Source organism: Kaistella sp. (genome assembly GCF_049588135.1).
In the GTDB taxonomy this organism is placed as follows: domain Bacteria; phylum Bacteroidota; class Bacteroidia; order Flavobacteriales; family Weeksellaceae; genus Kaistella.
Genome location: NZ_JBAVFG010000192.1, coordinates 1 through 12,918 on the forward strand (window position 1 = coordinate 1; position 12,918 = coordinate 12,918).

Annotated in this window: 12 protein-coding genes; 6 read left to right on the top strand and 6 right to left on the bottom strand. The window is 34.1% G+C overall.

Annotated elements, in window-relative coordinates; genetic code table 11:
- Positions 1–268 (top strand): response regulator transcription factor (locus WBY99_RS10590; protein WP_423976300.1); only part of this gene is annotated, 268 nt, incomplete at its 5' end.
- Positions 269–375: 107 nt separating this feature from the next.
- Here the strand turns inward: WBY99_RS10590 and WBY99_RS10595 are convergent.
- The 6 genes from WBY99_RS10595 to WBY99_RS10620 all read right to left on the bottom strand — a co-directional run bounded on the left by WBY99_RS10595 (position 376) and on the right by WBY99_RS10620 (position 5,553).
- On the bottom strand, positions 376–1,869 hold the full coding sequence (locus WBY99_RS10595; protein WP_423976301.1) for a carboxypeptidase-like regulatory domain-containing protein: 1,494 nt from the start codon (positions 1,867–1,869) through the stop codon (positions 376–378).
- Between the two features lie 4 nt (positions 1,870–1,873).
- Entirely contained in the window at positions 1,874–3,247 is a 1,374-nt protein-coding gene (locus WBY99_RS10600; RefSeq protein ID WP_423976302.1) for a CsgG/HfaB family protein, read from the bottom strand.
- A 12-nt stretch (positions 3,248–3,259) separates the two neighbouring features.
- The gene (locus tag WBY99_RS10605) at positions 3,260–3,673 is read right to left on the bottom strand and encodes a curli production assembly/transport component CsgF (RefSeq protein ID WP_423976303.1); all 414 of its coding nucleotides are present in this window, start codon (positions 3,671–3,673) and stop codon (positions 3,260–3,262) included.
- Between the two features lie 7 nt (positions 3,674–3,680).
- Positions 3,681–4,397 carry a curli-like amyloid fiber formation chaperone CsgH gene (gene csgH, locus WBY99_RS10610; RefSeq protein WP_423976304.1) on the bottom strand — a complete coding sequence of 239 codons (717 nt, stop codon included), beginning with the start codon at positions 4,395–4,397 and terminating at the stop codon, positions 3,681–3,683.
- A 14-nt stretch (positions 4,398–4,411) separates the two neighbouring features.
- A complete protein-coding gene (locus WBY99_RS10615) occupies positions 4,412–4,819 on the bottom strand; it encodes a hypothetical protein (RefSeq protein ID WP_423976305.1) in 408 nt (135 codons plus the stop codon).
- A gap of 65 nt (positions 4,820–4,884) precedes the next feature.
- On the bottom strand, positions 4,885–5,553 hold the full coding sequence (locus tag WBY99_RS10620; RefSeq protein ID WP_423976306.1) for a hypothetical protein: 669 nt from the start codon (positions 5,551–5,553) through the stop codon (positions 4,885–4,887).
- Positions 5,554–5,860: 307 nt separating this feature from the next.
- Here WBY99_RS10620 and WBY99_RS10625 point away from each other — a divergent pair, with 307 nt between their 5' ends.
- The 5 genes from WBY99_RS10625 to WBY99_RS10645 all read left to right on the top strand — a co-directional run bounded on the left by WBY99_RS10625 (position 5,861) and on the right by WBY99_RS10645 (position 12,891).
- On the top strand, positions 5,861–6,460 hold the full coding sequence (locus WBY99_RS10625) for a TetR/AcrR family transcriptional regulator (protein WP_423976307.1): 600 nt from the start codon (positions 5,861–5,863) through the stop codon (positions 6,458–6,460).
- 1 nt (position 6,461) lies between these two features.
- A complete protein-coding gene (locus WBY99_RS10630) occupies positions 6,462–7,790 on the top strand; it encodes a TolC family protein (RefSeq protein WP_423976308.1) in 1,329 nt (442 codons plus the stop codon).
- Between the two features lie 27 nt (positions 7,791–7,817).
- Positions 7,818–9,071 (top strand): efflux RND transporter periplasmic adaptor subunit, encoded by a 1,254-nt coding sequence (locus WBY99_RS10635; protein WP_423976309.1) that lies wholly within the window; start codon positions 7,818–7,820, stop codon positions 9,069–9,071.
- Between the two features lie 34 nt (positions 9,072–9,105).
- A complete protein-coding gene (locus WBY99_RS10640; protein WP_423976310.1) occupies positions 9,106–12,654 on the top strand; it encodes an efflux RND transporter permease subunit in 3,549 nt (1,182 codons plus the stop codon).
- A 69-nt stretch (positions 12,655–12,723) separates the two neighbouring features.
- The gene (locus WBY99_RS10645) at positions 12,724–12,891 is read left to right on the top strand and encodes a hypothetical protein (protein WP_423976311.1); all 168 of its coding nucleotides are present in this window, start codon (positions 12,724–12,726) and stop codon (positions 12,889–12,891) included.
- Positions 12,892–12,918: the final 27 nt, after the last annotated feature.

Here is a 12,918-nt window from a genome sequence, read left to right on the forward strand (position 1 = left end):
TGCAAAATGTGCATTGTTAAATTTCATTTGTAACATTGAGGAAGAAGGCGAAAAAAAATACAATTCATCGGAAGAGCTCACTGCTAGAGAAAAAGATGTACTTCTGCTCATTTGTGATGGACTGCGCTCTAAAGAGATTGCAGGAAAACTTTTTATAAGTACACATACCGTAGAATCGCATCGGAGAAATATGATGCTAAAACTTAATATTAATAATTCCTCTAAATTGGTAAAGTTTGCAATGGAAAACCGATTAATTGAATATTGATGTTGAAAAAATTCTTTACATTATCAAAAAAAAAGCAGATTGTAACAATCTGCTTTTTTGATAAAGAAGAAAGTTGAGGAATTTACTCCTCAACCCCCTTGAAAACATCACTCCCAATCCGGCATTTCTGCGTCAGGGAATAAGTCTGTCCTTTCATTGTTTTGCAATGTTAATTTTATAATTTTCTTAGCAGAAATTCCATCATTAGAGGTATTCATGAAAATAACTTCAGCATTATTAGGGGAAAACCTAGGGTCTAAATCATTACTTCCGTCTGGTTTTTTACTAAGTACAGAAAGGTCAATATTTTCATTTGTTTGTAAATTATAGATAAACAGATGGGTGTTAAGTTGTCGGTAATTCCCTTCTTGATGACCAGAAATATCATAACAATAGAGGAGCTGAGTACCATCAATAGAGAGGCTTAGTCCGCCAGCTGCACCTTGAACATTTTCTAAAATTGTTTTTATGGTATTTCCTAACAAGTCAATAATATAAATTTTCACATTATATCCATTGGCATCATTTGTTTTTAGAGCAACTTTACTTCCGTCATAACTCCATTCACACTCCGAAATGAAACTTCCATCTGGAGTGGTATAAACGAGTTGAAGTCCACTTCCATCTTTATTAATTCTATAGAGTTTAGTGAAATTCGCATAGAGAAGTTCTTTTCCGTTTTTACTCCAGGAGAAATCAATCCATGCATTATCAAAACCTGCAACAGGAACCGATGTTACCTGAAATGGATTTGAGCCATCAGGCTTCGCTGTAAAAATTTGCGCATTACCACCAACCGTTCTTAAAAATGCAATTAATCCAGTATTTTGATTAAGCCTAGGTCTCCAACTATTTGTGTTAGAAGGGGTAAATTGAAAATTCTTGTTCGACTCATCACTAGAGACGATATAATAATTACCGTTTGCTTTTTTTACATAATGAAAACGGTTGTTTGGGATGGTACTCGTTCTAAATCGAGATACAGGACTATTTACTTCAGGATTAATTCCATCTGAAACGATAACTTGCCAGTAATATGTCACTCCAAATTTCAGATTTTCTAAAAAATAATGCGTATCGGTTAGATCTTTTACCTCAATAATGTTGGAGTCAAAATCATTTTTAATGATTACCTTATATTTCAAAATATCTAATGTGTCCGGATCAGTACAACTCCAAGATAAATCGACCGAAAGCGGTTGATCTACTGCGTTATCTACAGGGCTTAAAAGCACAGGAGCTGATGGTGGACTATTTAATGAATCATCGTCGCTCATTTCGAAAACGACACTTACGACTTGACCTTCATTTTTAAAATTGACTCCTTGAAAAGAAGTTACATATCCAGAAAGTTCGGCACGAATCGAATAGTCCCCAAGTGGAACGTTTTCGATAATAAAACTGCCGTCTTCCTTTGTGAAAATAGTTTCCGTAGACGGAGTAGTATATATTTTCACATTTTTAATGGGCTGATTCGTTCCTTTTTTAATAACTACTCCTTTCAGTGTTCCTGTTTGTACCTTGTTTACCAAATCTTCATTACAAGAAACCATCGAAAAGAAAAAAAGAAAAAGCGCTAATATATTTATAGATTTTTTCATGATTTTAGTTTTTAGTTTTTTTTGAACCGAAATAATAATTGATCCCTAAACCAATCCTGACCCCCATATCTTTTCTTTTCCCATTGATAAGGTTGTCCCAATCATCAGTGAATCCCAAATCATACTGACTTACTGCGCGCAGGCCTAAGTTTTGACTTACTAAATACTCTAAGCCACCTCCTATCTGGGCTTTGTAAAGTGTTTTATTGGATAATGGAAACATTCCTGCCCCGGCATAAATAAAAGGAGATAGTTTATATTTAGGGAGTAGCAAACATTCTAGATTGAGCTCAGACATTAATACGTTTTTTTTGAAAATACCTTCGTTTTCAAAAGTAACCGCATTTACGTTGACCTCTGCATTAAGATAATCGTTAAAAAAATATTTAAATCCTAGTTTTCCACCTATATTCATCTTTGCATTAACATAGTCATCTTTGATTTTAAATCCTTCTGCGTATGCAAATACAGACATTTTACCTCGATCTTGGTCTGGGAATTTATTTCCTATAATTCTAGAATCATTGATTTTTTCTTCAGATGAATAATCATCAATAATTTTGTTAAAATCAAATGGGTTTTTTTGTTTATTGGCCCATATGTTATCTTTAACACCTTCAATAATTAAGGAAAGAACTGCTTTTTCAATCGCTTCTGTAACCGCAAGTTGAACTGGCTCGTTTTGAGTAACGCCAATATCAGATTCTAAGAGTCTTTCGGTATCGATAAATCGGAAGAAATTTCCGTTTACGCTAGTAGATAAAATTGTTTTTGAGGTGTAAACAGTCTTAAGAATTTCTCCTGTAGAAGTGGAGACCGCTCTTAAATAAACAGTTATTCTATCTTGTCTATACTGTGCCCCTGCTCCAAGTCCGAAATATCTAGCGCCAATACCTCCAGTCATCACATTGGTGTCATAAGATATTACGCCTCCTTCCAACAGTAAACCGGCAAAAAGTAAAGGGGGAAGAGATGAGCTTTCATTTGCATCATTTCCAGCGTATTCTTTTCTTGTACTGCGAATGATTTGTCTTTCATTCATAAGATTACCAATGTTTTCTCTTTCAATTGGGGTAAACCAATGACTATCTTCTAATGCTTTTAAAAGAATAGTTGTTGTTCCTTGTGGAATTGCAGTACTCCAACTTGCACCATTTTCAGCTGCCTTGTATTGCCCTGTTTGATCACGGAATTTATAAACACCTACTATGATTTTATCTTTAGGTGGGGGTAAGTTTCTTATTTTTGGACTGTAATAGGTATTTTCTCCCAATGTTGATTTTTCGCTACCATTGGGTAGATTAAATAAAGTACAATTATGAAGAGAGAATATAGTTACAGTCAAAAATGCTAGTTTTATAAGAGAGTGTGTTTTCATGTTTTTATTTTATTAGCTTCCTCCTGGGATTACAATTTGTGATTGTTCCCCAGTATCAGTATTAAGTATAGAAATAAGTAATCCTTGACCGGTTTGCGTTACTTCTAGATACATAGAACCAAAAACATAGGTTCCGGCTTTTAGGTCTCCACTCCCAAATTGATCTCCAAATAGTTTTTGAGAGAGCTGGCTTAATATTTGCCTGTTCATGCTGTCGGTAAAACTGCTTAAAGAATTAGAATTTGGAAAGTTGAAACTACTGTTACTTTTAGCACTGAACTGGTTTTGTGCAGTTGCAGAACTCAATAGCCATTGGTAATTAAAAGTGTCGCCTCCAAAAGCAGGATTGATGGGTTTATAAACGAATTGCTGTGCTTTTAGGTAAGAAAAACCCAAAAGTATTATTAAAAAAAGTATTTTTTTCATGATGTTTTCAGTATTTGAATTCTTTATTCCTAAGGCTGTTTTGGGAAATGTAATCAGCAAGGTTATCCAAAGCGATATTGGCTTCGGCTTCTAGTGATTCTTCATCAGGTTTTGAAATAAAACTATAAATTATTTGATCATCGATGCTTACAAAAATCCGACTGCTTCTACCAAAGGTTGGAAGTTCTGAAATGATAACCGTTCCGTCATTTTTTTTAGGAATCTGGTTGTATTTTTTAAAAAAAGAATCATAGAACAATTGTCCTATTCTTGTTTTGGTATCATCAATAGTAAGACCAGTTAGCTCTATATTGCCATCTGGTATATAAGTAACATCGGTGTTAAAATTTTTAGGATTTATTTCAAGGCTGTCTTTAGAGACTAGTCTATCGGTTTCTTCATCTTTTAAAAATAGATAAATCTTTAAGGCATCATTTCCCGCCAAATTAATATTGACTTCTGAAAGTGTTTTCGTTTCGTTGGGTTGAATAGAAAATTTTCCACTTTGTTTATTTGATGAGTTTCCGGATTTTCCTTTTTTAACAGATACAAGAATGTAATTAAGGTCATGAAAAATATTTGAATTGTTTATTACAACTGCATTTATTTTCAATAGGCCGTCATTATTATTAGTTATTATTTTCCCGGCTACTCCGCTATTTTTTTGTGCAGAGATTTTGCTAACCAAGGAGAACATGACTAGAATTGCGATGAGAGTTTTCATTTTCAAGGGGTTTTTTAGTAGTTTCTCATAAACATTGTCATATCATTGGCATTAATATTCATTTTCATTCCATTTGATATACTGTTACTTCCTGTAATATCAATATAATTCCTAGATCCGTTGATTTTTATTTCGGCATTAGTAGGGTAATTATTTGGATTTGTAAAATAGGTCGTATTGTAATCTCCTCTTTGTATAATTTCGAGGTATTTCAGTTTTCTGTCGATCACTTCAATATTATTATCATTCCCAATTTGGGTTGTAATATTTACGCTTCCGGCTTGACCTTGTTGTTGCAGATTTTCAGTTTGCTTATAATAATCAAGAACATTAGAACTGTTTATATTGTTTAAAGAGATTTCCTGAGCAATTCCGAAATGAATACAAACAATACAAAATATTATGCTTATTAATTTTTTCATGATTTCAGGTAAAAAACAGGGGAAATGATGAATTCCCCCTGATATCTAAAGACTTTTAAATGTAATTAGTTATTTTGAGTAACAGAAGCAACATTATTTATACCAGCTTGCACTCCTAGATGATAATTACCATCACCATTTTGAACATTATAAGCGGTATTATGGTATCCACTTTGGGTATCATTTGAATAGTTGCCATTACCTACTTGATATTGTCCTATCGTTTGGCTATCGTTGAATTGGAGACCAATAGCAGTATTCCAATTACCTCGTTGCGAATTTTGAACCTCATTATTGTCTCCATATTGTCTATGGTCTGCAGTGTTATGGTCACCACGTTGCAATAACGGCATAGTAGCATTTGCTATTTTGTTATCATTACCTTGTTGATACGCAACAGCTGAGTTAAAATCTCCATCTTGATCCAAAGAAACCTTATTACGATCTCCATATTGCGCAGTCCAGCTGTTGTTATCCTTGCCCACTTGTAATATGTCGATAACATTATGTTTACCATCGCTTAATGCCTCATCTCGGTTCCGTTTTCCGGTTTGAGTAATGGTTGCTGCATTGGAATCTCCAGATTGAGTAAGTTTATTCCAGTTTAATTCACCTGTTTGGTGGGTACTTACATCATTCAAAACTCCAGTTTGAGTGGTATAATCAACATTCCCTTGTGCGTAGGTAAAACCTACTGTCATAAGTGCGATTGCACTTGCTAATAATTTTTTCATGGTTAAAAAATTTTAATTGGTTATTTTGTTGTACAAATGTATAATGATTCTATAGGTCATGAATCATCGATGGTTATGAGATTACCAAAATCCATAAAAAGAATAAGAAGTCTGGTTAAAACACCTTTTAAAATATGTGGTATTTACGCAACAAGCTTTTCCTGACACTTAAAAAACTAAAAGTTAAAAGAGTGCAAATGACTTCCTTTTCTCACATTTTAATTAATATAATTGATTGTCATAAATAATAAAAAACTAGGAAACTATTTTTGTTTTTAAGTTTCTTTCTTATATTTGCAAACTTATTATGGAAGAAAATACATTTTTTTTGACAAAAGTTTCGCAGCTGTTCATAGAAAACGGCGCAAAAACTTTGACAATGGATGATATTGCGAAAGCTTTTGGGGTCTCCAAAAAGACTTTATATTTTAGATATAAAAATAAGGAAGAGCTTATTGAAGAAGTGCTTCATTTTAAACTAGAAGAAATTATTACCAGGTTAAAGCACCTAGATCAAACCATTGAAAATGCGATTGAAAGAATGCTTTGCAGAGATGAAGAAATGGATCAAGTTGCCGATTCAAATAATACCATTCTCATTAAGCAATTGGTAAAGTATTACCCAGCAATATTCAATAAACACATGATTGAATTTTCAGATAAGTTCTCAGAAGTTTTGGTTCACAACATCGAAAAAGGGAGAGAACAGGGATATTACAGAACTAATTTCGATGCAGAAGTATATTCAAAACTATTCTTTCAATTGATCATGTCCATGGAAAATCCTCTTTATGTGGATACCAATACGATTAATAAAGTTCATTATAAACATCAAATTATGAGTATGTATATGAACGCCATTACCAACGAAAAAGGAAAACAAATTTTAAAAAAATTAAACTATTAATATGAAGAAAGTACTTCAATTCTTCGCTATCACAACATTTTCATCAATGACTTTTGCACAGCAAAGTTTCTCGCTAGACGAGTCTTTGCAATATGCAATCGATCATAATGTGAATGTACGGAAAGCAAAAATCGACCGAACCATTGCTAATCAAAAAGTAAAAGAAACCATCGGAATTGGTTTACCACAAATAGATGGTCAAGCAAAATACAATTATTTTCTTAATATTCCTGTGCAATTACTTCCTGCTGAATTAGCGGGCGGCGATCCCGGATTGTATATTCCAATTAAGTTTGGCCAAAAACAAAGTATAACAAACGGATTAACATTAAGCCAACTTTTATTTAATGGTTCTTATATCGTAGGATTGCAATCTTCTAAAACCTACAAAGAGACTGCCGCTTTAGTGGAAGAGAAAATAGGAATTTCTGTAAAAGAAGGAATTATGATGGCTTATGCCGCTGTTTTAGTAACTGATGAAAACATTAAAACCCTTGAGGAAAACAGAAAAGTTATTGAAAAATCACTTTATGATACCAAAGAAACTTTTAAAATTGGGTTGATTGAATATCAAAATGTAGAGCAGCTGGAATACAGTTATAAAAGTCTATTAGCCAGTCAGCAAAATCTGAACAGAAGCAGAGAAAAAGCTTTGATGGCACTAAAATATTTAATGGGATATCCTTTAGATAATAAAATGGCATTGACTTCAACTTTAGATGAGTTAATTACTAAGAATGAAACTTTAATTGATCTAAACGGATCTTTAAATACCGACAAACATATCGATTCCCGATTAGCAGAAAATGCGCTTACCATTTCTCAACTCAAATTAAAATTAGAAAAATCGAAAGCATTGCCAACTCTTTCTGCGGCACTCGCCTCTAATTACAATGCTTTTAGTGATGATTTTAATTTTTTGAAATCTTCCCAGCAATGGTTTAATACCTCGGTTGTTGCCGTTCAGTTAGATATTCCAATTTTCAGTGGTTTACAAAAACACTGGCGAACCGAGCAAGCAAAGCTAGATTTAGAAAAAGCGAAACTCGATGTAGAAGACACCAAACGAAGTTTGAGCAACAAAGTCTACGCTGCCACGATCGATTATGATAACGCTTATAATTCTTATAAAAACGCTGAAGAATTAATTGCACTTTCATCCAGCATTTATAATAAGCAGAGAATTAAATTTAATGAAGGTATGGGAACAAGTTTCGATCTTCAACAAAGTGAAACTCAGTTATACGATTCACAAGCTAAATACTACCAGGCAGCTATCGAGTTGATTCAAGCAAAAACAAAACTTGACGAAGCTTTAGGAACTCTTTAATTAAAACTAATACTATAAAATCATTCAATGAAAAAGATATTAATACCAATTGTTATTTTAACCGGACTTTCTTCTTGCAAGAAAGATAATAACGTAAAAGACGAAAAACTTGAAATTCTAATCAAGAATAAAGATATTAAAGGAATCGAAGCTTATAAGGCGCGTCAGAAATTCAAAATAGATAGTCTTAATAATGTAGTGCTCAATATTGATGAGAACTTAGTTTCTATGGGAGTTGTTGCAGATGCGAGTGGAGTAGTTTCTACCAAAGAATTAGAAATCACTAATTTCGTTCATAATGTAGAGATCCAAGGAAATGTAACTACTGATCAAGATGTAAAAGTTCAACCGCAATTCGCTGGAACATTATCTTTATTTGTTGAAAAAGGACAGAATGTAACCAGCGGACAAGTCATCGGTAGAGTGGCTGATGGTGGCTTACGGGATCAATATCTGCAAGCACAAAACGGAGTTGCTGCAATGAAAGCTCAAGTTGCTTCTGCGCAATCCAACACCAATTTGGCAAAAATCGCTTACGAAAAACAGGAAGCACTTTGGAAACAAAAGATCGGATCAGAATTTCAATTCCTTCAGGCAAAAACAAATTATGAAGCCGCTCAAAAATCAGTTTCTGCATTGAGCAGCCAAGTCTCTGGTTTAGAAAGAGCTGCAGATGCTGTAAAAGCCAACTTAGCAAAAACTGCAATTGTTGCTCCATTCAGCGGTGTAGTTGATGAGGTGATTACCCAAAACGGACAGGTAGTTTCACCGGGAACAGATATCGTAAAATTAATTTCTTTAGGAATGATGCGTGTTCAAGCAGATGTTCCAGAATCTTATTTGGCAAAAGTAAGACAGGGAACTTCAGTGAAAGTATTCTTGCCGACTTTAAATCAAACCATTAGCTCTAATATAAGATTGGTTGGAAACTATATCAATCCAACAAACAGAACCTTTAAAATTGAAATTCCGATTTCTAATAAGGGAGGCGTTATTAAACCGAATTTATTGGCTCAAGTAAAAATTGAAGACTATGTAAATCCAAATGCAATCCAGGTCGGTCAACAGTATATTTATGAAGATGCATCAAAAAGATCTTATGTTTTTGTAGCATCTAATATTAAAGGAAAAGATGCGGTTGCCAAAAAAGTATTTGTAAATCCGGGTGAAAAATCTGAGAATTTAGTAGAAATTACAACAGGCTTAAAAGCGGGTGATGTCATTATTACCGATGGTTCTAAAAACCTAAGCGACGGTCAGAAAGTGAAATTAGCTCAATAATAAAATTCAATTAATTAGATTTTAATTAAAAAATATGAACGAAAATAAACACCACCAAAAAGAATCTTTCTTCTCAAGTTGGGCAGTTGATAATCGAACGACGGTTTATGTACTGACTTTCATTATCGTGCTTCTGGGGATTTTCTCCTTCTTTTCGATGCCGCGAGAAAGTTTCCCAGAGGTGGTTCAAAACAATATTTATATCTCTTCTATCTATCCCGGAAACTCTGCCGAGGATGTTGAAAAAGTGATTACAAAAGAACTTGAAGATAAATTCAAGAATGTTTCTGGTGTAACCAAAGTAACTTCCAACTCTTTTCAAGATTACGGTTTAATCGTAGTTGAGTTTGATGCGAAAGTAAAAGTCGCAGAAGCGAAACAGCGCATTAAAGATAAAGTAGATGAAGCAAAAGGAGGTCAGGATTGGCCAAGTTTAGATTCCGGTTCCAAAGTAGAGCCCAGCGTTTTCGATTTGAATATTTCGGAAGAACTTCCTATTCTTAATATCAACTTGAAAGGGAATTATCCGAAATTCACTTTAAAACAATATGCTGAAGATTTAAAAGATGACTTAGAAGATATTTCGGAAGTGAAAGAAGCGGTAATTTTAGGTGTTGATGATAATGAAGTTGAGGTCGCTTTGGATTTATTTAAAATGAATGCTGCAGGCGTAAGTTTCGACCAAGTAATCAACGCCATTAAAAATGAAAATATTACTATTTCTGGGGGTAATTTAGTTACAGACGGTAATCGTGAAAACGTTCGTATTAAAGGACAGATTTCTTCGCCATCAGATTTGAAGAACTTCATGGTAAAACCAGGAATAAGAATCCAGGATATTGGTAGCGTCAATTTTCAAGAAAAAGAAAAAACCACTTTTGCGAGAGAATCGGGGAGAGATGTGGTGATGATTAACTTGAAGAAAAGAGCAGGAACCAATATGATTACTGCAATTGATCAAGCAAAAGAAAAAATCGAAGCTGCACAGGAAACCTATTTGCCAAGAGATTTGGAGGTGACTTTAACTTCTGATCAATCTTCAGCAGTAGAACATCAGGTAAATGAATTAGCAAACCATATCTTAATAGGAATCCTTTTAGTAATGGCAGTTTTAAGTTTCTCTATGGGAATGAAAAACGCATTATTCGTAGGAACTGCAATTCCGTTATCAATGTTAATCGCTTTTGCGGTTCTTCAAATGGCGGGAATCACATTGAATACGATGGTTCTTTTTGCAATGGTAATGGGTCTCGGGATGTTGGTGGATGATGGAATCGTGGTTGTAGACAATGTTTATGCCAATATGGAAAAAGGTTTACCCAGAAGATTGGCTTCTAAATATGGGATTGGTGAAATTGCTTTCCCTGTAATTACATCAACTTTAACTACCGTTTTTGCCTTTCTTCCAATGTTGCTTTGGCCAGGAATTATGGGTGAATTTATGAAGTATTTCCCGATCACTATTTCGGTTACTTTGATGGCTTCGCTTTTTGTGGCATTAATAATTAATGCTTCAATGACGGGTGGTGCAATGACTTTAGAAAATAAAAATATTTCAAAAAACCAGGCAAAAAAATATACCCTAATTTTTGCAATTCTGATGGTTGTTTTTGGAATTTTAAGATTGGTGACAGGAATTACATATTTCTTCGGAATAGTGACTTTCTCAGCATTGGCAATTATTGCAATCTGGCTTTACAAAGGATTTTTCCATGATAGAATTGAACATTTTCAACATACATTTTTCCCAAGTCTCGCAGAGAAATATCAGGATTTTATCAGCAATTTATTGAATGGTAAAAAACCTAGAAATGCCTTTTTAGGAGTGATTGGAGTTTTGGTTTTCTCGTTCATCCTTTACGGAGCAATGATGGGAATAGGACGTTCAAAAGTATTGTTCTTCCCGGAAAATATTCCAAAACAAACCATCGTTTACATGGAATATCCGCAAGGAACGGATATTAACAAAACAAATATTGCGACCAAACAAGTTGAAGGAAAAATTCTTCAGGTTCTTAATAAATATAAGAATAAAGATGGATCCAATTATATGGTAGAATCCATGGTAACTTCTGTGGGGAAAGGCGCAACCAATCCACAAGTTGATGCTGGCTCACAAGCAGATACTCCGTTTAAATCAAAAATTACGGTAACCTATGTTGAGTATGCTAAAAGAAAAGGAATCAACACAGCCGATGTTATGGAGGATATTCGTAAAGCGATTCCAGATATTCCGGGCTTTACTTATACCGTAGAAAAAGATGCAAACGGTCCACCAGTTGGTTACCCTATTTCAATTGAATTGAAAGGAGACAATTACGATGACTTACTTGATGAAGCGCATAAAATGATTACGTTTATCAATGGTCAAAACATTACAGGAATCGAGAAACTTCAGTCAGATATTAATAAAGACAGCCCAGAATTAATTATCGATATTAATCGTGAAACTGCAGGTAACTTAGGAGTATCAACTGCATACACTGGAATTACTTTGCGTAGAGCTCTGTTCGGACAAGATGTTTCTACCTTTAAAGATGTAAAAGATGATTATGACATTGCAGTAAGATTACAACAAGATCAACGTAGAAATACAAGTATTTTATTCAATCAGCCAATTACACTGCAAGGTCCTAACGGAACCATTCAAGTTCCGATGTCCACTTTTGCAACGATGAAAGAGGATACCACTTTTAATAAAATTAAAAGAAAAGACAACAGCCGTACAATCATGGTTTATTCTGGAGTGTTGAAAGGCGCTAACTCTAATGAAATCGTGCAAAAGATTCGTACTTCATTGAAGAATTATAAAACATCTGACGGCATTACTTATACCTTTGGTGGTGAGCAGGAGGAGCAAGGTAAGAATATGAATTTTCTATTGTTTGCGCTATTCTTGGCGATGTCATTAGTGACTTCAATTATTGTTTTCCAGTTTAATTCACTGTCGAAAACGATGATTATTATGATGACAATTCTGTTGAGTTTTTCTGGAGTGTTCTTAGGATTAGCAATCTTTGGAATGGACTTCGTAATCTTAATGACGATGATGGGAATTATTTCCCTCGCCGGAGTTGTAGTGAAAAACGGAATTGTACTAATGGATTTCTTCGTCCTCAAGCTCGATGAGAAAGTGCTCGAAAAAGGAGTAGAAACTCACGACGATTTAGAATTAGAAGAAGTAAAAGAAATCATCGTACAATCTGGGAAAGAACGTTTACGTCCAGTATTATTAACAGCGACGACGGCGATTTTAGGATTAATTCCCTTAGCAATCGGATTAAACTTTGACGTTGCTTCGTTCCTAACAACCTTGAATCCGCATTTCTCTTTAGGTGGAGACAACGTGTCATTCTGGGGTCCATTAGCCTGGACGATTATTTTCGGACTTTCATTTGCAACCTTCCTAACCTTGATTATCGTACCGGTAATGTTCTACATTATCTCAAAACGAAAAATCAATAACAGAATAAAGTATTTGAAAAAGCACGCACACGACGCGGAAGATGAAGCAGAAGAAATCGAAAGATTAAGAAAACTTTATCCGGATGACAGTCATTTGCAAAATTTAAAATCAGAATAAATACCGACTTTAAATATAAATCCCTGAAGATTACTTTTCTTCAGGGATTTTTTTTATAACAATAATTCAATGAATCATATTGGTTTACTATTCCTGACTTTAATTATCGTTTTTGTTGTTTATTATATTGTTGCAAAATTAGAAGAACGGTTTTCAACTAAGGAAAAAGAAGATTATGATCTTTTGATGACAGAAGACTTCGAGCATATTCATCCAGAAAACAAAATGGAATTTTAATACTTGAAATTAACTTTAATATAAAAC

What these genes read in the sequence shown, in the direction of transcription:
- csgH (WP_423976304.1), bottom strand. Translation starts at nt 4,397, where the DNA reads ATGAAAACTCTCATCGCAATTCTAGTCATGTTCTCCTTGGTTAGCAAA.
- WBY99_RS10645 (WP_423976311.1), top strand. Translation starts at nt 12,724, where the DNA reads ATGAATCATATTGGTTTACTATTCCTGACTTTAATTATCGTTTTTGTT.
- WBY99_RS10640 (WP_423976310.1), top strand. Translation starts at nt 9,106, where the DNA reads ATGAACGAAAATAAACACCACCAAAAAGAATCTTTCTTCTCAAGTTGG.
- WBY99_RS10630 (WP_423976308.1), top strand. Translation starts at nt 6,462, where the DNA reads ATGAAGAAAGTACTTCAATTCTTCGCTATCACAACATTTTCATCAATG.
- WBY99_RS10635 (WP_423976309.1), top strand. Translation starts at nt 7,818, where the DNA reads ATGAAAAAGATATTAATACCAATTGTTATTTTAACCGGACTTTCTTCT.
- WBY99_RS10600 (WP_423976302.1), bottom strand. Translation starts at nt 3,247, where the DNA reads ATGAAAACACACTCTCTTATAAAACTAGCATTTTTGACTGTAACTATA.
- WBY99_RS10620 (WP_423976306.1), bottom strand. Translation starts at nt 5,553, where the DNA reads ATGAAAAAATTATTAGCAAGTGCAATCGCACTTATGACAGTAGGTTTT.
- WBY99_RS10615 (WP_423976305.1), bottom strand. Translation starts at nt 4,819, where the DNA reads ATGAAAAAATTAATAAGCATAATATTTTGTATTGTTTGTATTCATTTC.
- WBY99_RS10625 (WP_423976307.1), top strand. Translation starts at nt 5,861, where the DNA reads ATGGAAGAAAATACATTTTTTTTGACAAAAGTTTCGCAGCTGTTCATA.
- WBY99_RS10605 (WP_423976303.1), bottom strand. Translation starts at nt 3,673, where the DNA reads ATGAAAAAAATACTTTTTTTAATAATACTTTTGGGTTTTTCTTACCTA.
- WBY99_RS10595 (WP_423976301.1), bottom strand. Translation starts at nt 1,869, where the DNA reads ATGAAAAAATCTATAAATATATTAGCGCTTTTTCTTTTTTTCTTTTCG.